24 protein-coding genes are annotated in these 17,759 nt (G+C 57.1%); 14 read left to right on the plus strand and 10 right to left on the minus strand.

Annotated elements, in window-relative coordinates; genetic code table 11:
- Positions 1 to 5: 5 nt before the first annotated feature.
- The 3 genes from soil367_RS15270 (at position 6) to soil367_RS15280 (ending at position 1,237) form a co-directional block, all read left to right on the plus strand.
- Entirely contained in the window at positions 6 to 422 is a 417-nt protein-coding gene (locus tag soil367_RS15270) for a GNAT family N-acetyltransferase (RefSeq protein WP_136549910.1), read from the plus strand.
- A 19-nt stretch (positions 423 to 441) separates the two neighbouring features.
- Positions 442 to 852 (plus strand): GFA family protein, encoded by a 411-nt coding sequence (locus soil367_RS15275; protein WP_136549911.1) that lies wholly within the window; start codon positions 442 to 444, stop codon positions 850 to 852.
- Between the two features lie 169 nt (positions 853 to 1,021).
- Positions 1,022 to 1,237, plus strand: coding sequence for a hypothetical protein (locus soil367_RS15280; protein WP_136549912.1), 216 nt, complete (start codon positions 1,022 to 1,024; stop codon positions 1,235 to 1,237).
- A 68-nt stretch (positions 1,238 to 1,305) separates the two neighbouring features.
- Here soil367_RS15280 and soil367_RS15285 read toward each other — a convergent pair whose 3' ends face one another.
- Complete coding sequence (locus soil367_RS15285; protein WP_136549913.1) at positions 1,306 to 1,503, minus strand: YgaP family membrane protein; 198 nt, start codon at positions 1,501 to 1,503, stop codon at positions 1,306 to 1,308.
- Positions 1,504 to 1,614: 111 nt separating this feature from the next.
- Between soil367_RS15285 and soil367_RS15290 the strand changes: the two genes are divergently transcribed.
- On the plus strand, positions 1,615 to 2,247 hold the full coding sequence (locus soil367_RS15290; protein ID WP_246065350.1) for a Crp/Fnr family transcriptional regulator: 633 nt from the start codon (positions 1,615 to 1,617) through the stop codon (positions 2,245 to 2,247).
- Positions 2,248 to 2,294: 47 nt separating this feature from the next.
- Positions 2,295 to 2,924 (plus strand): GNAT family N-acetyltransferase, encoded by a 630-nt coding sequence (locus soil367_RS15295; protein WP_136549915.1) that lies wholly within the window; start codon positions 2,295 to 2,297, stop codon positions 2,922 to 2,924.
- On the opposite strand, the gene soil367_RS15300 is transcribed toward soil367_RS15295, so the two are convergent.
- The 4 genes from soil367_RS15300 to soil367_RS15315 form a co-directional block, all read right to left on the minus strand.
- Positions 2,859 to 3,293 carry an ABZJ_00895 family protein gene (locus tag soil367_RS15300; RefSeq protein ID WP_136549916.1) on the minus strand — a complete coding sequence of 145 codons (435 nt, stop codon included), beginning with the start codon at positions 3,291 to 3,293 and terminating at the stop codon, positions 2,859 to 2,861. The two genes, soil367_RS15295 and soil367_RS15300, sit on opposite strands and share 66 nt — an antisense overlap.
- Before the next feature lie 222 nt (positions 3,294 to 3,515).
- Positions 3,516 to 4,205 (minus strand): aspartate/glutamate racemase family protein, encoded by a 690-nt coding sequence (locus tag soil367_RS15305; RefSeq protein ID WP_136549917.1) that lies wholly within the window; start codon positions 4,203 to 4,205, stop codon positions 3,516 to 3,518.
- 59 nt (positions 4,206 to 4,264) lie between these two features.
- Positions 4,265 to 5,575, minus strand: a complete 1,311-nt coding sequence (locus soil367_RS15310) for a hypothetical protein (RefSeq protein WP_136549918.1) — start codon at positions 5,573 to 5,575, stop codon at positions 4,265 to 4,267.
- A 6-nt stretch (positions 5,576 to 5,581) separates the two neighbouring features.
- Complete coding sequence (locus soil367_RS15315) at positions 5,582 to 5,983, minus strand: SET domain-containing protein-lysine N-methyltransferase (RefSeq protein WP_172962366.1); 402 nt, start codon at positions 5,981 to 5,983, stop codon at positions 5,582 to 5,584.
- A 377-nt stretch (positions 5,984 to 6,360) separates the two neighbouring features.
- On the opposite strand from soil367_RS15315, the gene soil367_RS15320 reads away from it, so the two are divergent.
- Complete coding sequence (locus soil367_RS15320; protein ID WP_136549920.1) at positions 6,361 to 7,275, plus strand: AEC family transporter; 915 nt, start codon at positions 6,361 to 6,363, stop codon at positions 7,273 to 7,275.
- Between the two features lie 59 nt (positions 7,276 to 7,334).
- Here the strand turns inward: soil367_RS15320 and efpL are convergent, their stop codons facing one another.
- The 3 genes from efpL to soil367_RS15335 form a co-directional block, all read right to left on the minus strand.
- On the minus strand, positions 7,335 to 7,901 hold the full coding sequence (gene efpL / locus soil367_RS15325) for an elongation factor P-like protein EfpL (protein WP_136549921.1): 567 nt from the start codon (positions 7,899 to 7,901) through the stop codon (positions 7,335 to 7,337).
- A gap of 224 nt (positions 7,902 to 8,125) precedes the next feature.
- Positions 8,126 to 8,437 (minus strand): AzlD family protein, encoded by a 312-nt coding sequence (locus soil367_RS15330; protein ID WP_136549922.1) that lies wholly within the window; start codon positions 8,435 to 8,437, stop codon positions 8,126 to 8,128.
- Complete coding sequence (locus soil367_RS15335; protein ID WP_136549923.1) at positions 8,434 to 9,144, minus strand: AzlC family ABC transporter permease; 711 nt, start codon at positions 9,142 to 9,144, stop codon at positions 8,434 to 8,436. The genes soil367_RS15330 and soil367_RS15335 overlap by 4 nt, the downstream gene beginning before the upstream one ends.
- A gap of 330 nt (positions 9,145 to 9,474) precedes the next feature.
- Between soil367_RS15335 and soil367_RS15340 the strand changes: the two genes are divergently transcribed.
- Positions 9,475 to 9,660, plus strand: coding sequence for a hypothetical protein (locus soil367_RS15340; protein ID WP_136549924.1), 186 nt, complete (start codon positions 9,475 to 9,477; stop codon positions 9,658 to 9,660).
- Between the two features lie 44 nt (positions 9,661 to 9,704).
- Here the strand turns inward: soil367_RS15340 and soil367_RS15345 are convergent, their stop codons facing one another.
- The gene (locus tag soil367_RS15345; protein ID WP_136549925.1) at positions 9,705 to 10,799 is read right to left on the minus strand and encodes an AraC family transcriptional regulator; all 1,095 of its coding nucleotides are present in this window, start codon (positions 10,797 to 10,799) and stop codon (positions 9,705 to 9,707) included.
- A gap of 208 nt (positions 10,800 to 11,007) precedes the next feature.
- Between soil367_RS15345 and soil367_RS15350 the strand changes: the two genes are divergently transcribed.
- Together soil367_RS15350 and soil367_RS15355 are read left to right on the plus strand one after the other, a co-directional pair.
- Complete coding sequence (locus soil367_RS15350) at positions 11,008 to 11,778, plus strand: SGNH/GDSL hydrolase family protein (RefSeq protein WP_246065351.1); 771 nt, start codon at positions 11,008 to 11,010, stop codon at positions 11,776 to 11,778.
- Positions 11,779 to 11,841: 63 nt separating this feature from the next.
- Positions 11,842 to 12,873, plus strand: coding sequence for a lipase secretion chaperone (locus soil367_RS15355; RefSeq protein WP_136549926.1), 1,032 nt, complete (start codon positions 11,842 to 11,844; stop codon positions 12,871 to 12,873).
- A 65-nt stretch (positions 12,874 to 12,938) separates the two neighbouring features.
- Here the strand turns inward: soil367_RS15355 and soil367_RS15360 are convergent, their stop codons facing one another.
- Positions 12,939 to 13,145 (minus strand): cold-shock protein, encoded by a 207-nt coding sequence (locus tag soil367_RS15360; protein WP_136549927.1) that lies wholly within the window; start codon positions 13,143 to 13,145, stop codon positions 12,939 to 12,941.
- 451 nt (positions 13,146 to 13,596) lie between these two features.
- Here soil367_RS15360 and soil367_RS15365 point away from each other — a divergent pair, with 451 nt between their 5' ends.
- The 5 genes from soil367_RS15365 (at position 13,597) to soil367_RS15385 (ending at position 17,721) form a co-directional block, all read left to right on the plus strand.
- Positions 13,597 to 14,370: a PRC-barrel domain-containing protein gene (locus soil367_RS15365; protein ID WP_136549928.1), complete on the plus strand. Its 774-nt coding sequence runs from the start codon at positions 13,597 to 13,599 to the stop codon at positions 14,368 to 14,370.
- A 138-nt stretch (positions 14,371 to 14,508) separates the two neighbouring features.
- Positions 14,509 to 15,183 carry a hypothetical protein gene (locus tag soil367_RS15370; protein ID WP_136549929.1) on the plus strand — a complete coding sequence of 225 codons (675 nt, stop codon included), beginning with the start codon at positions 14,509 to 14,511 and terminating at the stop codon, positions 15,181 to 15,183.
- A gap of 95 nt (positions 15,184 to 15,278) precedes the next feature.
- Complete coding sequence (locus soil367_RS15375; RefSeq protein WP_136549930.1) at positions 15,279 to 16,103, plus strand: polyphosphate kinase 2 family protein; 825 nt, start codon at positions 15,279 to 15,281, stop codon at positions 16,101 to 16,103.
- A 112-nt stretch (positions 16,104 to 16,215) separates the two neighbouring features.
- On the plus strand, positions 16,216 to 17,118 hold the full coding sequence (gene yddG, locus soil367_RS15380; protein WP_216642733.1) for an aromatic amino acid exporter YddG: 903 nt from the start codon (positions 16,216 to 16,218) through the stop codon (positions 17,116 to 17,118).
- 108 nt (positions 17,119 to 17,226) lie between these two features.
- Positions 17,227 to 17,721 (plus strand): DUF4124 domain-containing protein, encoded by a 495-nt coding sequence (locus tag soil367_RS15385; protein WP_136549931.1) that lies wholly within the window; start codon positions 17,227 to 17,229, stop codon positions 17,719 to 17,721.
- The last annotated feature ends 38 nt before the right edge of the window (positions 17,722 to 17,759 follow it).

Consider the following 17,759-nt stretch of genomic DNA (forward strand, 5'->3'; position numbering starts at 1 on the left):
AAAGCATGAGCATCGAATACAGAATCAACACGGGAATTACCGCCGATCAGTTTATCGACCTCCTGAAGAGGTCGACGCTGGGTGAGCGCAGGCCGATTCATGACCACGAGTGCATGGAGGGCATGATCGCGAACAGCAACCTGGTCGTCACTGCCTGGGACGCGGACACTCTGGTGGGCCTTGCCAGATCCATGACCGACTTCCACTACGCCTGCTACCTGTCAGATCTCGCGGTATGCCAGGCCTACCAGAAATGTGGCATTGGCAAACAGTTGCAAAGCGTCACTCAAAACCAGCTTGGGCCGCACTGTAAACTTATCCTTATCGCGGCCCCAGCGGCCAGCGCCTATTACGAACGCCTGGGTTTCACTAACAATACCCGTTGCTGGGTGCTGGAACGCGCTTCGCAAATCCCCGGCTAGTGCGTCAAAAGGAGGATAGATGCTTCAGGGATGCTGTCTGTGCGAGCGCATACAATACGAATACAGCGGCGAACTGGGGCCAATCGCCATGTGCCACTGCTCCCAGTGTCGTCGCGCCCAAGGTTCTGCGTTTGCCACCAACAGCCCCATCCTGGCGTCCCAATTCCGGTTCACAGCAGGCCAGGAATCTGTCAAGGAGTACGAGTCCCGGCCCGGCAAGAAGCGGGCCTTTTGCCGGGAATGCGGCAGCCCGCTTTATAGCCGGCTCGACTCAAAGCCCGATGTTCTGCGCCTTCGCATAGGTACACTGACGACGCCAATAGACGCCCGACCCAGCCATCACATCTACGCGAATTCAGCGGCAGAATGGTTTGAGTTCACTGATGGATTGCCGCGATTTGCGGAGCTTGAGGATGGGCCGTTGGTTTAACTGGATGGCGTCGTCATACTCAGAGAAATCGAACTGAAGCTAGACGGTCAAGCAGAGCCTGCGTCGGCGACAACGCAGACCGCTTTTCCTTAATGGCGCCGAGCTTGCTCAACGTTGAGTTGAGCTGACACCCGAAACCAGGCAACTGGTTCAGGAAAAAGGCGACCCAGTGGCGTTCGTTGACGTTCCCGATCCGATTGAAATCATGCTCGCCGGGTTTACCGATGCAGTCGACACCAACATTCCGTTAAAGCTTGCTGATCATCACCTCTTCATCGACGAGAAGAAGCACTTTGCGATGGCGGATGGTCCGAACTCTGCGGATCATATTCAAAAAGCGTTGTTCCAGAAAAGCCCGGGCAAGGTCCTGATCAGCGGAAGGTGAGTCACTGGCTAGTCAACGCAATCAGCAACAACTTGTAGGTCAATCTGGGCATGTTATCCACTCCCCAATTATCGGGTAGATCTGGTTTTACAGCTCTTTATGCCGAGCAACGAGTAGGCCGGGCAAATGCCGACCAATGCCGTCAACAGAGGCACCAGGCCGATCCAGCCCCAGGCGGTCTGCGGGCCGACAAATACCAATGCGATGAGGATTACTCCCACCAAGGCGCGGATAATTCTGTCTGTCGTTCCCATGTTTGTGGTCATATCGTCTCTCCTGTCTGCATCCAGTTGCGGGATTTCATTGTGCAACCGGGCAACAGGGAACTCAGTGACTAAGTCACACAGCGGGCAGGTAAATAACGGGGTATATTCCTGATGAAACATCCGATACTTGAGGGCTTGCCGCCGCTCCTTCAGAGGGAGGCGGAAAATACGTTGCAGATCGCGTCGTTGCCGTCCGGCCAGACTGTTTTTAGCCCGGGCGATCCCTGTAAAGGGCTGCCATTGATCCTCAGCGGGTCAGTGCGGGTACAGATGACCGGCGCGTCGGGCAGCCGAATCGTTCTGTATCGTATGGGTGCCTATGAAGTCTGCACGCTGTCGATCGGCTGCCTCATGTGCGGACAGCGTTACCGGGCCGAGGCCATTGTCGAGGAAGCTACCCAGGCCATCTCGCTGCCACGCGAACTGTTCGACCGGATGATGGCCGCGTCGGCCGCGTTTCGCACGAGTATCATGGCTTCCTATGGTCGCCGCCTGGATGACCTGATGCTGTTGGTGGAAGAGGTTGCATTCCGTCGGATGGACCAACGCCTGGAGGACTGGTTGAGCGCCCGCGCCAGTCAGGGTGTCATCAACATGACTCACCAGGCGATCGCCGAAGAACTGGGCACGGCGCGGGAGGTGATCAGCAGGCTCCTCAAGGAACTCGAACGAGAAGGGCGTGTAATTCTGTTCAGGGGCCGGATCCAATGCGTGGCGAAGGAAATGCCTGTAGCCAAAACCTGAACCATCAGAAGCGCATAGTCGCCTTCGCTCTACGGCAAGCAACAACCATGCAGATTCTCGAACCTGAAACTGATCGACTCGTACTGAGACAGTGGCGCCAGAGCGACAAAGCGCCATTTTCTGAACTCAATGCCGACCCAAGCGTCATGGCGTATTTTCCCGACCTGTTGAGCGCTCAGCAGAGCGATGCCATGGCCGACCGCTGTGCCAGCCTTATTGCCGAGCGCGGGTGGGGTTTCTGGGCTGTTGAGTTGAAAACGTCGGGGAGTTTCTTGGGCTTCGTCGGTCTGCACGTGCCCACTGATAGGCTGCCGTTCTCCCCATGCGTTGAGATCGGATGGCGACTTGCCTATGAGCACTGGGGTAACGGCTATGCGACCGAGGCGGCGCGGGAAGTCTTGCGCGTCGGTTTTGAAGTGATTGGCCTGCAGGAGATCGTGTCGTTCACGGCGGTGACAAATCAACGATCCCAGGCAGTCATGCCCCGCCTGGAAATGGAAGAGGATGGCACATTTGAGCATCCCGCAGTGCCTGCGGCGAGCGAACTAAAGCGCCACTGCCTCTACCGCATCAGAGAGTGCCCACTCCCGATGGCTTCCAACAGGCCGGATTCAGTTGGCGTCGCGGAGCTTTGCCTGCCGTTTCAGAACCCGCCGACAACCGAGGGTAAACCCTAGCCAGGTGAGACCGTAGTGCAGCACTAAGCCGATCACAACGAAAACCAGCATGATCCCTGGACTGATGTCCTCGAGCAAAAAGTCACGATCGAGCGGCGCCATTGTCCATAGCAGGATCATCACCTGTAAAAAGGACACAGCTGTAGCTACGCAGGTAAAAGTCGCCAACATCAGATGCAGTTCCTTGCGGGAGGCTCTGCGCTGCTGCTCCTTGGCGAAGGTCTGCCCTATGAACACTGCGGTCAGGATAGCCATGGTTGCGGCAACGCTCGTGCCACCTTCCAGGTCCAGAACGGTTTGGATGATAAACAAGACGACTGTGATAGCTGCATACAGCGCAGCGTAGAAAAGCGTGTAACGGCGAATCATTTAACTCTCTCCCTGAGTGATGAACTTCCTGTCATGTTTTGTGCTGCGGAAAAATATCAGCACTCATGGGTGTCGTCCAGCGTTTTGAGCTTTGGAGGGATTGCGTTCTATCAGTAACGCGTAGTCGATCACAGCACTGAGCAGGGCCTTCAGAAATGCCGGCCACGCCCTGCTGCAAGAGAGCCTTTAGCGCGCAATGGATTCGAGTGAGTGCCTGATGCTTTACGCCAGGGCGACCTCAACCGCCTGTTCAGCATGTATCTCAGTCGTGTCGTAGAGCCGGACCTCTGTGTCAGAGCTCTGGATCAACAGGCCGATCTCCGTACACCCAAGGATGACCCCCTGAGCACCGCGCTCAGCCAATGATGCAACGACTTCCAGATAGGCAGCTCTGGACTCGGGCTTGACCACACCCCGGCATAGTTCGTCGTAGATTACCGCGTGAACCAACGCTCGCTGACTTTCATCCGGCACCACAACCTGGACGCCGTGTTGCTGCAGGCGCTCGACGTAGAATGCCTGTTCCATCGTAAAGCGCGTCCCCAGCAATCCCACCGTCGTTATCCCGTCTTTTAGCAGCGCCCGGGCCGTGGCGTCGGCTATGTGCAGGAAGGGGAGGCTAACAGCCTGCTCGATCTGGGCCGCAACCTTGTGCATCGTGTTCGTGCAGAGCACCAGTAAGTCCGCCCCGGCCGCCTCAACCGATTGGCCCGCCGATATCAGTATCTCTGCCAGTGCGGCCCAGTCGCCCTGGTGCTGTAAGGCTTCGATCTCTGCAAAATCCACGCTATGGAGCACGAGCTTTGCCGAGTGGAGACCGCCCAGTTCGGCTCGTACTTTCTGGTTGATGAGCCGGTAATACGTCTGGGTTGACTCCCAGCTCATACCGCCAATAAGCCCTATCGTTTTCATTGGCAAGCTCCTCAAATAACGGGTTCCCCAAGTAACTGTGTCCTCAAGTAACCGCTTCCTCAAATAAACAGATAGCCTGCGACCGCCAGCGACACGCCAAGGAAAACAAACAGGCTCACGGTGTAGCGGGACAGAATAAAGAAAGCAGCGATAGACCCTATGCAAAGCGCCGTGCCCGCCCAGAAAACCTCCTGGCTAAAGGAGAGTACCGAAACACCATCGCTGAGTGCGCCGAAGATAGCCAGAACCTGAAAAACGGCGATTAACGCCAGCGCGTAATTCTGCTTCTCGTTCTGGCGTTCCAGGTTGGTGTTATGCAACCGCTCCTTGGCCTGGAAGTTCAGATCGATGTACTTCTCGATATTCTCAAGATCGTCATAACAGTGCCACCGCTGCAGCAGCCGCACGGCTTCGTCGTGATACTTGGGGAACAGTTTATTCTGGAACGCAAAATATCTTGCACTCAGATCGTGGAACGCCAGCCTGACCCGATCAGCCTCCTCCACCTCGCGATGCCCCATGATATGTCTGCGATCACTGGCGATCCGGAACTCGTCCTGGAAGTATGTTTTGAAATAGCCCAGGCAAAAGAACAGGCATTGGCAACGGATCATGATCTGTAAAAGATTCAGGCACACCTGCGGAGGCAAATTCAACGCGACTGTATAGTTCCAGCCGGGGTGGAAAAACGCCTCGGGATACTCTGAGTCTATGCCCTCGCGGCAGGAGATCGACTTCAGGGACTCTTCATTCCTGAATCGTTCCAGAACACCGTTGCTCATCTCAGCCTCTGACACGAGCAGAGGGAGCGTACACTCCTGGGAAAACCGAACACCGTCCTTCGGGAACTTCTTCTCCCTGGCAGACACAACTTCGTGAACAGCCGCTTCCGCTTGCCGGAAAATGCCCTCCATGTAGTCCACAAGCCCAAGGTTCGCGAAGACCTCCCTGCGGGCCAGAACATACTTGCAGATCGACTCGGAATCACTATCCGGGGCAAACGCCATGTCCACTTCTGTGACCACGAGGAAGCACCCGTCTTCGTCATAGAAGAGGTTGCTCTCCACCCGCTGTACCGGCCCGTTGTCGCCTTGACCGAAGCTGACCTCCTTCCGGAAGCCGGGAATTACGAACATTGAGTAATGGCGGGCCATGTCTATGGCGGTAGCGGCGTTGAGCGTTGAAAGCGTCACCGAACCGCTTGTTTCGTCGTACAACACCCGATCGCCATCGAGGCGCACATGCTCGGCGTTCTGATCGGATCTGTTGATCAGCGAGAACAATGCCGTGATGAAATTCTTCTTGGTGGTGTACTGACCACACGATAGAAGAAAAACTTTTGTGCCTATAGCGTCACCGTCACTCATCATCGTCACTCATAGATAGGTATGCCCATGCGCCGCAATATAGTCATCGGATAGTGGCTCTTCGCGATAATCCAGCGTCATCTCTTCGTCTTTGGCTATGCTTCGCGCGACGACAACGATTGGCGCGTCACCGCGGTGTTTGATAACGAGATTCGGCTGGCGCGAGTGGTTGATGTAGAAGTACTTCGTCCTGTAGGGGCGGACGAGAAACTGACTGCCGGACAGCGCGTTCCACTCACTGGTTAACTGCTCGCTCTGGTGCAACGCCCACGGGACTACTTGCCCATCAAGTGTGCAGAGTTGTTTTCCCGCCGGAAGGTCGCTTTCGGCAAAGAGCCCGAAGCCGTGTATTTTGCTTCGGGAAATATACCCGGCTTCTATGTTGTCTATGACTGTTGATAGATCGTCCAAACTGAAAGTCTGCCATTTGCTTCTGGATGAATGGTTCGCCCGGTGCTCCCGCCGCCTGTCTCCCGGATGGGAACCCACTGTCACGATTTACCCCGCAGAGATCACTCAGGGTGCATAGCGCGCCCGGATGGGCTTCCCGCCCGGAAGTACTTAGAGCGAAAGTACTTAGAGCGGAAGTACCCAGAATAGTCGAGTCACCCGGACACGACCGAAAACTTCGATGCGAACAGGGACTTCAGGCGAAAATACAGAGAAGTCACAGGCTGCAGCATATCCCAACACTGGCCTTACTCCATTAAAACCCCTAGTCTCCTACCGAACCGCCACACACTGCTGAATTGTCACATCCTGCTAAACTAGCTGATCCATGAGGCCCCATGGGATTTATCCAAGCCCTGCTCCCCGTCTTCCTGCTGATCCTTCTAGGCCACCTCCTCCGGCGGGCCAGCTTCCCCGATGCCAACTTCTGGGCAGGTGCCGAGCGTTTCACCTACTACGTTCTGTTTCCCGCCATGCTGGTATTCAAGCTTGGGAGCGCCGATGTGCCCCACTCGATCTATGCACAGACCGGTGTCCTGATTCTTGCGATGGTGCTGGTGATGGCGGCGCTGCTGGTCATGATGCAGTGGCTGATTCGCTGGCCGGGTGCGGTCTTCACGTCGGTTTTTCAGGGCGGGATCCGCTTCAATTCCTACGTCGGGCTAGCGGCTGCGGCGTCTCTTTATGGTGAAGGTGCGCTCTCGGTAACGGCGGTCGCGGTGGCGATCATGGTGCCGATTCTGAACGTGATCTGCATTCTGGTGTTTTCGATTTACGCCAGCGAGTCGCAGATCAATGCCCGCGCTGTGGCCTCTTCCATAGTCAGCAACCCCCTGATTCTGGGGTCTTTGGGCGGGGTGTTTATCAGCTATTTTTCTATCGGGTTCCACCCCTTGGTCGCGGGTGTGATTCAACCGCTCAGCAACCTGGCGTTGCCGCTGGGGCTGATGACCGTGGGTGCCGGCCTGCAGCTCAAGGCATTGCGCCGAGCCTCGACGAGCTTTCTGGCCGCGTCAGCGGTCAAGCTCGTACTCTTCCCGTTGATAACTGCGGGACTGTGTATGGCCCTGGGTATTGGCGGGACAATGGCTCAGGTGGCCGTGCTGCTGGCGTCGCTGCCGACGGCGTCATCAGCATTTATCCTGGCCCGGCAACTCGGCGGAGACGCACCGCTAATGGCGGCAATCATCAGTGGCCAGACGCTACTGGCCATGCTGACCATGCCGCTGATGCTCGGGCTTCTGGCCCAGTGAAAGGCACCGTTACAGCAGCCTGATCCGGCAGGAGATCGCTGTTCGGGTGCCTCTGGGGATCAGGCCCGACCTACAAACTTACGCTCGTCGACATTCACCTTGATGCGGTCGCCTGTAGAAATGTGCTCAGGCACCTGCACAACCAGGCCGGTACTCAGGGTGGCGGGTTTGGTGCGAGCTGTTGCCGAGCCGCCCTTGATCGATGGATCTGTTTCTGCAATGTCCAGATCGACCGTCGGTGGAAGTCCCAGAGCCACCGGCGCATCCTTGACCAGAATGACGGTCACGCCCGGGGTGTCTTCGCTGATGAACAGGAGTTCGTCGGCAATGGCTTCACGGTTAAGGCTGTACTGGGTGAAGTCCTCGCTGTCCATGAACACGCATTCCTCGCCGTCGGCATAGGAAAACATGGCTGGGCGCCGGGTCAGGTCAGCCAGATTCAGCATGTCTGAATCCTTGAAGGTTTCATCTTTCTTGTTGTTGGTCACCACATCGTACAGGCGCATCCGGTAGAGGCTGCCGCCGGCGCGGCCCTGAGGCACGGAGCGCTCGATGTCGCGCACGAAGTAAACCCTGCCATCGTACTCAATGGCCGAATTCTTTTTGATTTCACTGGCTTTGGGCATTTTTCCTGATTCCGAGATAGTAGGTCGAAAAATAGATCAAAGAAGGTGGGGCTAACAAAGTGCTCATATAGCATAGATGGCGCGCCACAGGCGATAGGGCTCTCCCGCAAGTCGGCCCTTAGCCACAGAATAATAGGTTCTTTTCGGCAAATCGCCACGGGCCGCATCGACCGGAAAGCGCCACCCTGACGGTCAGTACCGTTCTGTCATCAGCGTTGAGCTTCTCAGACGAGGTAGCGTGTCAGTGCGGCTACGGCGATACCTGCGCTGATCGCGGGCAGCGGCTTGCGGAAGAGCAGCATCAGTAGGGCGGTGGACGCCAACGCCAGGCGTGCGCCGAGGTCACCTTCAACCGCCAGTGGCGTGAGAATGGCGATGAGTACTGAACTTGCCATTGCATTGATGAAGCCCTCGACCCGCGGGCTGATGGGTACGAAGGACATCAGCAAAGCGCCACCGAGTCGCGTGGCAAGCGTGACGAGCGCCATCACCACGACGATCAGGGTAATACCGAATGCCGTCGTCTCGACCGTCATGAGGGCGCTTTCTCCAGCCAGAAAAAGCCGACGGCCCCGCCAGCCAGGGCGCCGACGACGACATGGGTATGGGCGGGAAGCCAGCGATAGGCCAACAGCGCCGTAGCGCCGGCGACGCACCAGGCGACGAGAACGCGGGGCGATTTCTTGCCGCCCAGGGCCATTGCCAGTAGAAAACAGCCGAGCACCATATCCAGGCCAAGGCTCTGCGGGTCCTGTAGCAGCCCCCCAAAGTAGACGCCCAACAGGGTGCCGCCCACCCAGGAAAGCCACAGCGCGATACCGCCGCCGAGAATGACCTCAAGGTTGTGACGGCCGCTCTGATAATCCTGAGCCGCAACGGCCCAGTTGGCGTCCGAGAGCACCAGCAGGATACTGTAGCGCCGGGCCGGCGACAGCTCGCGGAGCATGGGATACAGGGACGCTCCCATGAGCAGATGACGTGAGTTTATGGCAAAGACCACGGCGATCAGCGGCAGCAGGGCGACCTCCTGCCCCCACATCCCAAGCGCTGCAAACTGGGACGCGCCAGCGAACACCAGCGTACTCATCAGGGTCGCTTCCAGGGGCGCCAGACCCGTCTGTACCGCCGCAAGGCCGTAGGCCGCGCCAAACGCCATGACAAACAGCGAGATGGGCAGCAGCCTGAAGAATTCCGCGCGCACTTTGGCCGGCTCAAGATGGTAGGGGTAGAGTGATCCGCTCATGTTAGCAAGCTATCAGAAGCCACCCGGTTCTGAACATAGGCAAAAACCGCCTCATGGCCAAGCCGGGACGCAAAAAGGCGTGACGAGAGATGTTGTCGCGGGAAATTTCGCTGGGCAGCACCGCGCAGAGAATTGGGTTGCGAACGATTAAATCAACGCCACCTGAGCAGAAGATTGAAAACCAAGGCTATTCAAGCCAGCGTCGCTGGTTATACTACGCTTTCACAGCACCTGTCCGCCTTTTGGTGAGGTCCAGCATTGTCGCAGCCCGTCTCACAGTCCTCTTCGCAACTACGCCGCCTTATTGAGCAAGCGCGGAAGACCCGTACGGTGAATGATATCTTCAAGTTTCACGCGTCCGGCCTGCCCCTGCAACAGGGCCAACTGACCGTCGACCCACTGATAACGCAGCTGGCTGAGCTGGAAACGGATCTGTTTGAAACCCCACCGGACCCGTTGCCGGTGGCCGAGCTCGTGACTGAGCTTGAGCAGATCGCGGAAGAGCTCCTATCTTAGACAGGCCCCAGCGTCGGGCATTAATACTGTCTGGGCGTTAGCGTTCAGGCACGTGAATGACCCAACGCGCCCGTGGCGGGAGAAAAAGCTCGGACCCGTTCGCCGTAATTCTGGCAAAACTGGGCGGGGGAGAGCCCGGTCCATCGCTTGAAGGCGTGGGAGAAACTCGACGCTTCTGTATACCCGAGCTCATCGGCAACCTGGGGTATGCCTTCGCCTGAAAGCAGGCGTTCGCGTGCATACTCGATCAGCACAGTTTCCCGTACCTGCCGCCAGCCAGTTCCCTCTTCGCGCAGTCGCCGTCGGGCGCTGCGTTCCGACAGGTTGAGGGCCACGGCCGCTTGGCGGAAAGAGCAGCGCCAGTTTCCGTTTTGCTGCAGGAAGCTTCTGATCTCGTCTGTCAGGCTGCCGGGAAGGCGTCTCCGGTCGATCGTTTCCTGGCAGCGGCGTTCACATTGGGCCTGGGTGAAAGCATTGGCCTGGGAGAAGCCGAGTTGCAGGATATCGGGCCGCAGGAAAAGACGGGTCGTGCTTTTTCCTACTTGGAGCTCACAACCGTACAAAGATTCAGCCCGCTCCATCCCGGAGTGCCAGGGCAAAGCCAGCTCAATAGCGCTTACCCCAATCGGATGGCCCGAGAGCAGATCCTGATGGATGTTATAGACCATTGCCAGGTCACGCCCGATCAGAAAAGCTGTAACAGCCGGAGGCAGGTGATCATGGAGCATCTCCACGACGGGACTGACACCATTCATCTTCAGTTGGTAGCGCACCAGAGGAAAGCCGACTTGCGTGAATCGGGCGCTCCACTCAGCGGCCTGGCGGCCATTGGCCGCGCTCATTATTCCCAGGCCGAGGATTCCTAAAGATGAAAGGTGCTGCTCCAGTCCTACATCAAAGCCCCGAGTGAAGTCCTGCCCCAGCGTTTCGCAGATTTTCTGGATCAGTTTGAGTTCCTGCCAGGCTTCGATCTCTGCGTCCGGGTCGGCGAGCTGCATAGCGGTTACAGCCGCCTCCCGCAAACAGACGTCTTTTTCCAGCCCGTGCGCGACGGCGTAGGCGATCAGTTGCCGCAAACCGGCTATCCCTAACCGATAGCGGTCCGCCACTGAGTGTGATGAGTGTGCCTGCGGTTTCATGATTTACGTCAGCCCGGGAAACGTTCTGACATGGATGATTGCCGAAAATCACACACACCCCTGAGATACGGTTCACATTAACATCTGTTTGTCCGCTTTTCGCAAAGAAAGTGTCATTCCTCGCATGGGCTTCTGCCTGCGGCTCAGGCATCTTGAAGCTGCTCGTACTCAAATGAATTACGGATTTATCACATAAGGAAAAACAACAATGATACTCAAGCATGGATCTTTCGCTGAAAATATCTCCGCGAAATGGCGCAGCGCCGTACTGGTCTGCCTCGCAATAACACTGACCGGCTGTGGTCAGCTCGGCCCGCTCTTAAGCAACGACAAGGTGACTGACGCTGATAACGACGAGGTCGTGTTTATCGGCGACTCTATCTTCGCGTTATCGGGCAAGATCCAGGACGAACTTGAAGAAAAGGCGGGGCAAACCTTCCGCCGTTATACAGTCTCAGGCGCAGAGTTAAGTGGCACCGGCGCCATTGCGCCTTCGATCCCAGAGCAATTCCGGGAAGCCTACGGTGACAACCCGAACATCAAAACCATGGTGGGCGATGCTGGCGGCAATGACATCCTGCTGCCAGCTATTGCTTTTGACCCCAACAAGTGCAAAACCCGCTGGTACCAATTCGGCGGCCTTAGCCAGAGCTGCAAGGATATGATTGACGACCTGTACGTCGAGGGTGTCGATTTTCTCAACGAGGTTTCCGATTCCGGTGTCGAGAACGGGGTTCTGCTAGGGTACTACTACACCAAAAATGGCCTTTTCCGCCTGGCGTCTTTGAAAGAGGCTGTGGACTATGGCAATCAGGTACTCGCCAGGGCCTGCCGTAATTCAACCCTGGACTGTACCTTTGTCGACCCTCGTAACGTGATCGTCAACAGCGATATCATTTTCGACGGCATCCACCCAGCCGATAGCGGATCCGAGAAGCTTGCGGAGCTGATTTGGCCAGAACTGGAACCTTTGCTCTAACCCATATGGGCGCCGGCGGCCTTATTACAGGCGCCGGCCGCCACGCACTAATCGGTACAGTAAATGTCAAAACGCCGTTATGTTGGCCTCTCAGTATTTCTCCTCATCACCGTCTCTCTGGCCTTTTTTTTTGCTATCCCGCCCGAGCAAGAGACTACCCCTTCCCCAGCCGCCAAGGATTACCCCGATTCCGTCGTTGCCGAGACGACTGGCGCCGACAAGGTTAACGTGGTCGACGCTGCCCAACTGGTAGAGCGTATTGCGGTTCGCTTCCTTGAGACATACGGCGACACCATTGATCAGCCAGCCACTCAGGCACAGCTTTTCGAAGAGCGGCGACTTTTACTCTCAAAATACCCGAGCCGAGGCGCGGCCCTGTTTGAAGATGCGTTGGCGCTGGCGTTTCCGGAACTCAAGGACCAGATTCTCGCCCTGCTCGCGAAGCTGAGCCTGTACTACGAATGGCTTGATGAGCAGGAACTTCGGCTACAAGGGCTGGAAACTCTGCAACGCCAGGCGGCGGTTTGGCAGAAACGCGAAGAAATCTTTGGGCAGTTGGCCAGCCAGCTATGGGCTGATGAGGAAAACGCCATTGAGAAAAAATCGGAAGCCTTCCAGCAGGAACTTACGCGCCTCAATGAGGCTGAGCACCTGTCTCTTCAGGAGCTTGCCTATCAGCTCCAGGCCACCGTTGACAATCTTTATGACGATGACCTTGCGACCCGGATGACTGGCGCCGGTACCATGGGACGAACGCTTTTCAGTATGAACAGCGTGCAGAATCAGTTGAAATCGCTGCCTAATGAGGAGCGGCAGGCCAAAATAAACGAACTACGCCGTCAACTGGGCTATCCCGAAGATGCGGTGGAACGTCTGGCCAAGCTGGACCAGGAACGGGAGCAAAAATGGCAGAACGGCGAAGCGTACATGGCCCAACGCCAGCAACTCCAACAGAGCCTTTCCGGACGCGAATTGGATAACGCTATGCAACGGCTACGACAGGAATATTTCGGCTCGTCCGCGCCGACGATTGCCCGGGAAGAGGAAGAAGACTTCTTTCGCTTTGAGCGGGGTCGTCGTTACGGCGTCAACTGAGGGTCAGCCGAGCGCCCATGAAAAAAGGCAGCCGAAGCTGCCTTTTTCACGCTTGTGCTAGCTATTTAGCTGGCAACTACGTTTTCCGCCTGAGGGCCTTTCTGGCCTTCGGTCACGGTGAATTCTACCTGTTGGCCTTCTGCCAGGGTCTTGAATCCGCCGCCTTGAATAGCGCTGTAGTGAACAAAAACGTCAGGGCCGCTCTCACGAGTAATAAAGCCAAAGCCTTTTGCTTCGTTGAAGAACTTAACCGTACCGGTAGTAGTAGACATATGAGTCATCCTGTAATCAATCAATTGTGCTGCCTTTCATCGTAATGATGAGGGTCAGCGATATGCGGAAAAAACACGAGGGAATCAAAGACAGGACTGTGCACTACCAGTAACAACCGAATAACGTCTTAGTCTGAATTTTATTGCCAGATCTTTTCTACCCGCACACCTTAACCCAGCGAACCGGGCAGGCATAGCTTTTTCGTATACGTAATTGCCCCGGAAGGGTTGGAGCCTCGGCGGGTTCCATGGGCCTGTGCCGCGCAACCACGAGGACGCAGAGGCTACCGCCTACGCCCTGCTCGTCCAGACGGTTGATTACAAAGCTGAAGGCCCGCAGTCCCGCTGGTTAACAATTAAACACCTGCCGTTTGACAGGTAATGTCAGCGCCTCGTAGCGTGAGGTAGAGATCGCCGGGTTCAATAGCCGGTCCAGGTAAAAGGAGCGACCATGACTGCTAAACAGTTTCTGACCGGGTCCTGTACGCTGGCCCTCATCGTTGCCTTGGCCGGCTGCGCCCAATCCCCCTTGGAACAAGAAGACACCGACGCGATGATCAGCGCCGGGGCTGATGTCGAATTCATAAAGCTGGACAACTGGAGCTACGACAAACTCTACGAGCTTGGTGGTATGCGGGCGGACAGACTGATGAAGTCCGGCGTCTACTCCACTGGAGGCAAAGAGATTGGCAGCGTTGCCAACATCATCATTGACGAAGACAATCGCGCGGTTGCTCTTATCGCCCAGGTTGGTGGCTTATGGGGGATCGGTGACACCCCTGTGGCCGTCCCGTGGGAAGATGTCGAGGTGGCCGGAGACAGGATTACCGTGCCCGTGACTGAAGATAACGTGGAGAGCTATCGTCTTTTTGACAACAAACACATAACAGGGCGCAACCTGCGGCAGACCGTCAAAGTCGAAGAAGATGTTGAGACCGGGCCCCGAACCTGGAAGCTCACCAGCCTGCTGAATGACTACGCAACGCTCAACGGCGGCGTGGGCTACGGCTACGTTAACGACGTCGTATTGTCCCACGACGGCGCGATTCAGGCCGTAATCATCGAGTCTGCCTCGCGCTACGGTATCGGGCCTTATGCTTATCCGTTCTACGGTTACGATCAGCAGTGGAACCCCGCTTTCGAAACCTATGAACTTCCTTACGGCGAAACAGAAGTGCGTGGACTGGAACCCTTTGACTCCGAGCGCCTGGACAAACGCCCGTAGCACGAGCCAGGCGGCACGGGTAACTCAGCACCGCACACTGTACCTGAGGCTTTATGCGGCGCCGGGAGCCGTCTGCAAGATGCTACCTGGACAGACAAACGCGAGAAGTTTTCTGGACAACCAAAAGGAGATTGGTTTATGAACAAACGGATACTTTCTGCCATCGTTATTGGCAATCTGTTGCTGTGCCCGCTGGCGTTGGCGCAGGATGAAACTGAAGATCCAAAGCCAGGGACCAACGCTTACCTCAAGCCTGACGAGTCATGGATCAGCATCAGTGGGCGGGCCATTGAGACGGGGCCGGAAAGCTTTATGCTCGACTACGGCCGCGGCAAGGTTTTTGTTGAGATGGACTCCCATGACTGGTACTTCGAGAACAGTGAAGTGCTGGACGGCGACCACGTGACGGTCACGGGAAAAGTCGATGATGAGACGTACGAAGCGACTTCAATTGAGGCTCGTAATGTCTATGTCGAAGATCTTGGCACCTACTTTTACGCAAGTGCCACTGACGAGGAAGGGCGGGACCCGAGCCTCGACATGCGGCCGAGCTCACCGGTCACAGCTGGAGATATTTCGATAACCGGTACGATCAGCAGCGTGGACGGCCGGCGCTTCACGATGGACTTCGGTAAGCGCCAGCTCACCATTGATACCGCCGAGCTCGACTATAACCCGCTGGATGACCAGGGCTACCAGAAACTGGACAAGGGCGATGTTGTAACAGCTGTTGGCCAAGTGCGCGAAGGCACACTCAGTGATCGCAAACTGGTCGCCGAAAGCGTGATCACCATGAAAAACAGAACTGACTGAAAAGCAGACGCTGCCAGCGAGTCGCTGTCACGCGCCCCGTAGCTGCTGGCCTTCGCAACTGAGGGACAAGCGAGTGCCCACGAAGGAGCCGCATTATGGATGCCGACCTGCTTTCGCCCGCTCAAAGCCCGTGGTGCTATCAGCGCAATAAGCCACTGTCAGCTTACGAGACCAGCGTCGGCGACGGCATAACCCTGCCAGCCCTGGATCCGAGCCTGGAGGCAATCGGCGAGTATCAACGTCGTTTGTGGGCCAACCGCAAGCAGAGCCTCCTGCTGGTTTTCCACGGGCTCGACGCAAGCGGCAAAGACAGCCTGATCAGAACCCTGGCAAAGTTCATGGATCCTGCGGGCTTCCATGCCTGGTCTTTTGGCCGCCCGCACGGGGCCGAGGCGCAGCATGATTTTCTTTGGCGGGTCTCGCCGTTCCTGCCCGCCTTTGGCGAAGTGGCAGCGTTCAACCGGAGCCATCATGAGGCCGTTATTGCCGAGCGGGCCTGGCCGGTCAGAGACGCCGGCCACTATCACTGGCCTAACCGCTACGCCTCGCTGCGACACTTCGAACAACATCTTGTCCAGGAAGGGACAACGATCATTAAATGCTGGCTTCACATGTCTGAGCAGGAGCATCAGCGCAGGTTGCTGAAACGGCTCGATAAGCCCCACAAACGCTGGAAGTTCGACCCGTCCGACATCGAGGCCTGGCGCCGGCGGGAGGAACTCCTCCAGTACGCTGATGAGGCTATAGCGGCCACCCACACCGATGAGGCGCCCTGGCTGATCATTCCCGGAGACAGCAAAAAGGACGCCCGCGCCATCGTCGCGCGACTAGTTGCGGATCAGCTGAAAGCGCTTGCACCGGATTACCCACCGGAAAACGACGAGGTACTGGCGGAATACCGCGCCATGCTCAAGCAATAGATTGTCCAGGCATGGGTTGACGAGCGCCCGTCCTGAATCGAAACTGCCGCGATTCCTGCGTCGCGGCCGGAATCCTTCTGCCGCCGCCCGTACCTGAGAAGCTGGAGGATTTTTGGCGCCCCACAGCACGGCAACCCTGATCGGATCCGTATCCGTAGTCCTCTGGGGCACCCTCGCGCTCCTGACCAGGCTGACCGGCGGACAGATCCCCGAGTTTCAGCTGATGGCCATGACCTTTGGGGTCGCCTTTCTTCTCATGTGCGCCCGCTGGCGCATGCAGGGCCACAGCGGTGTGCAGTTTATAAAGCAGTCGCCGCTGGCCTGGTGTATCGGTATAGCGGGTCTGTTCGGTTATCACCTGGCCTACTTCAAAGCAATGACCCTCGCGCCTGCGGTCGAGGTGAGCCTTATTGCATACCTCTGGCCTCTGTTCATTGTGCTGCTGTCGTCTTTACTCCCCGGCGAAACACTACGCAGGCAACACATCTTCGGCACTGTACTGGCGTTGACCGGTTGCTGGCTGCTTGTCGCCCGCAACAGCGACGGCTTCGCATGGGCGTACCTTGATGGCTACCTGATCGCGTTTTCCTGCGCACTGATCTGGTCGTCATACTCTGTGCTCAGCCGCGTCGTGCGCTCCGTTCCCACCGACGCCGTCGGCTGGTTCTGCGGCATGACCGCGCTGCTGGCGCTGGTATGTCACCTGCTCTGGGAGACGACAGTCTGGCCTGTCAATGCGCTGCAATGGGTTGGCGTTATCGGGCTTGGCATCGGCCCCGTCGGCATCGCCTTCTTCACCTGGGACTACGGTGTGAAGCACGGCAATATCCAGCTTCTGGGAACACTCGCGTACAGCGCACCGCTTATCTCTACCCTGCTTTTGGTGCTGGCCGGTTTTGGCGAAGCCACGGGCGCACTAATCGCTGCAAGTATTCTGATCACTGCGGGGTCACTCATTGCGGGACGCAGTAAAACCCGCGCAGGAACGGCTGAGCAAAAGCGCGAGCAGGCTTAGGCTAAACGGCTTGAATTTGACTATGCTTGCTCAAGGCGGTGCATTGCTGCGCAGAGTCCATTGCCCGACGCGGAACCCTTCACGGAAGCCACCTCTGGAAAATCAGACATGAAACTGATTGTTCGCTTTTTTACCCTGAGCATCCTCGCGGTCGGGGTAGGCTTTGCCTTCTTTGTAAAAATCGACAATGGCCGGCCCACGCTGGCCTTGCCTGATGTCAGCGGGGTATCACTACCTGACCTGCCGGACATGAACACCGCTCGCGTGACTACCTCGTACAAATGGCAGGACGAAAAGGGCCGCTGGCATTACGGCGATACTCCACCGGAAAATCTGCCGTTCACCGAGCTGCAGGTGAGCAATCAAACCAACATCATCCAGTCGCTCTCCGACGCGGACCGTGCGATGCTCGCACCGCCCGAGACCCTCTCCGTCGCCGCAAACCCGCCGACGTCCGTTAACGCCCAGCCCGCTCCATCGTCTGAGAATTCCGAGCTGGGCCTATCCCAGGCGCTCAATGTGTTGAATGACGCCAAAGCAGTACGTGCCCAGATGGAAGCCCGAAACAGCGCGATGGAGCGGATAGCGAACGGTCAGCGATGAGCTTACGCGCCGCGGCACTCGATGGCAGTGTCTGCCGA

Source organism: Hydrocarboniclastica marina (assembly GCF_004851605.1).
In the GTDB taxonomy this organism is placed as follows: domain Bacteria; phylum Pseudomonadota; class Gammaproteobacteria; order Pseudomonadales; family Oleiphilaceae; genus Hydrocarboniclastica; species Hydrocarboniclastica marina.

Bases quoted from the DNA above. Each gene is read 5' to 3' on its own strand.
- soil367_RS15330 (WP_136549922.1), bottom strand. From the start codon at position 8,437: ATGACGGTCGAGACGACGGCATTCGGTATTACCCTGATCGTCGTGGTG.
- soil367_RS15350 (WP_246065351.1), top strand. From the start codon at position 11,008: ATGATACTCAAGCATGGATCTTTCGCTGAAAATATCTCCGCGAAATGG.
- soil367_RS15275 (WP_136549911.1), top strand. From the start codon at position 442: ATGCTTCAGGGATGCTGTCTGTGCGAGCGCATACAATACGAATACAGC.
- soil367_RS15285 (WP_136549913.1), bottom strand. From the start codon at position 1,503: ATGACCACAAACATGGGAACGACAGACAGAATTATCCGCGCCTTGGTG.
- soil367_RS15290 (WP_246065350.1), top strand. From the start codon at position 1,615: ATGAAACATCCGATACTTGAGGGCTTGCCGCCGCTCCTTCAGAGGGAG.
- soil367_RS15365 (WP_136549928.1), top strand. From the start codon at position 13,597: ATGACTGCTAAACAGTTTCTGACCGGGTCCTGTACGCTGGCCCTCATC.
- soil367_RS15370 (WP_136549929.1), top strand. From the start codon at position 14,509: ATGAACAAACGGATACTTTCTGCCATCGTTATTGGCAATCTGTTGCTG.
- soil367_RS15385 (WP_136549931.1), top strand. From the start codon at position 17,227: ATGAAACTGATTGTTCGCTTTTTTACCCTGAGCATCCTCGCGGTCGGG.
- soil367_RS15320 (WP_136549920.1), top strand. From the start codon at position 6,361: ATGGGATTTATCCAAGCCCTGCTCCCCGTCTTCCTGCTGATCCTTCTA.
- soil367_RS15270 (WP_136549910.1), top strand. From the start codon at position 6: ATGAGCATCGAATACAGAATCAACACGGGAATTACCGCCGATCAGTTT.
- soil367_RS15375 (WP_136549930.1), top strand. From the start codon at position 15,279: ATGGATGCCGACCTGCTTTCGCCCGCTCAAAGCCCGTGGTGCTATCAG.
- efpL (WP_136549921.1), bottom strand. From the start codon at position 7,901: ATGCCCAAAGCCAGTGAAATCAAAAAGAATTCGGCCATTGAGTACGAT.
- soil367_RS15295 (WP_136549915.1), top strand. From the start codon at position 2,295: ATGCAGATTCTCGAACCTGAAACTGATCGACTCGTACTGAGACAGTGG.
- soil367_RS15305 (WP_136549917.1), bottom strand. From the start codon at position 4,205: ATGAAAACGATAGGGCTTATTGGCGGTATGAGCTGGGAGTCAACCCAG.
- soil367_RS15355 (WP_136549926.1), top strand. From the start codon at position 11,842: ATGTCAAAACGCCGTTATGTTGGCCTCTCAGTATTTCTCCTCATCACC.
- soil367_RS15300 (WP_136549916.1), bottom strand. From the start codon at position 3,293: ATGATTCGCCGTTACACGCTTTTCTACGCTGCGCTGTATGCAGCTATC.
- soil367_RS15335 (WP_136549923.1), bottom strand. From the start codon at position 9,144: ATGAGCGGATCACTCTACCCCTACCATCTTGAGCCGGCCAAAGTGCGC.
- soil367_RS15345 (WP_136549925.1), bottom strand. From the start codon at position 10,799: ATGAAACCGCAGGCACACTCATCACACTCAGTGGCGGACCGCTATCGG.
- soil367_RS15310 (WP_136549918.1), bottom strand. From the start codon at position 5,575: ATGATGAGTGACGGTGACGCTATAGGCACAAAAGTTTTTCTTCTATCG.
- soil367_RS15360 (WP_136549927.1), bottom strand. From the start codon at position 13,145: ATGTCTACTACTACCGGTACGGTTAAGTTCTTCAACGAAGCAAAAGGC.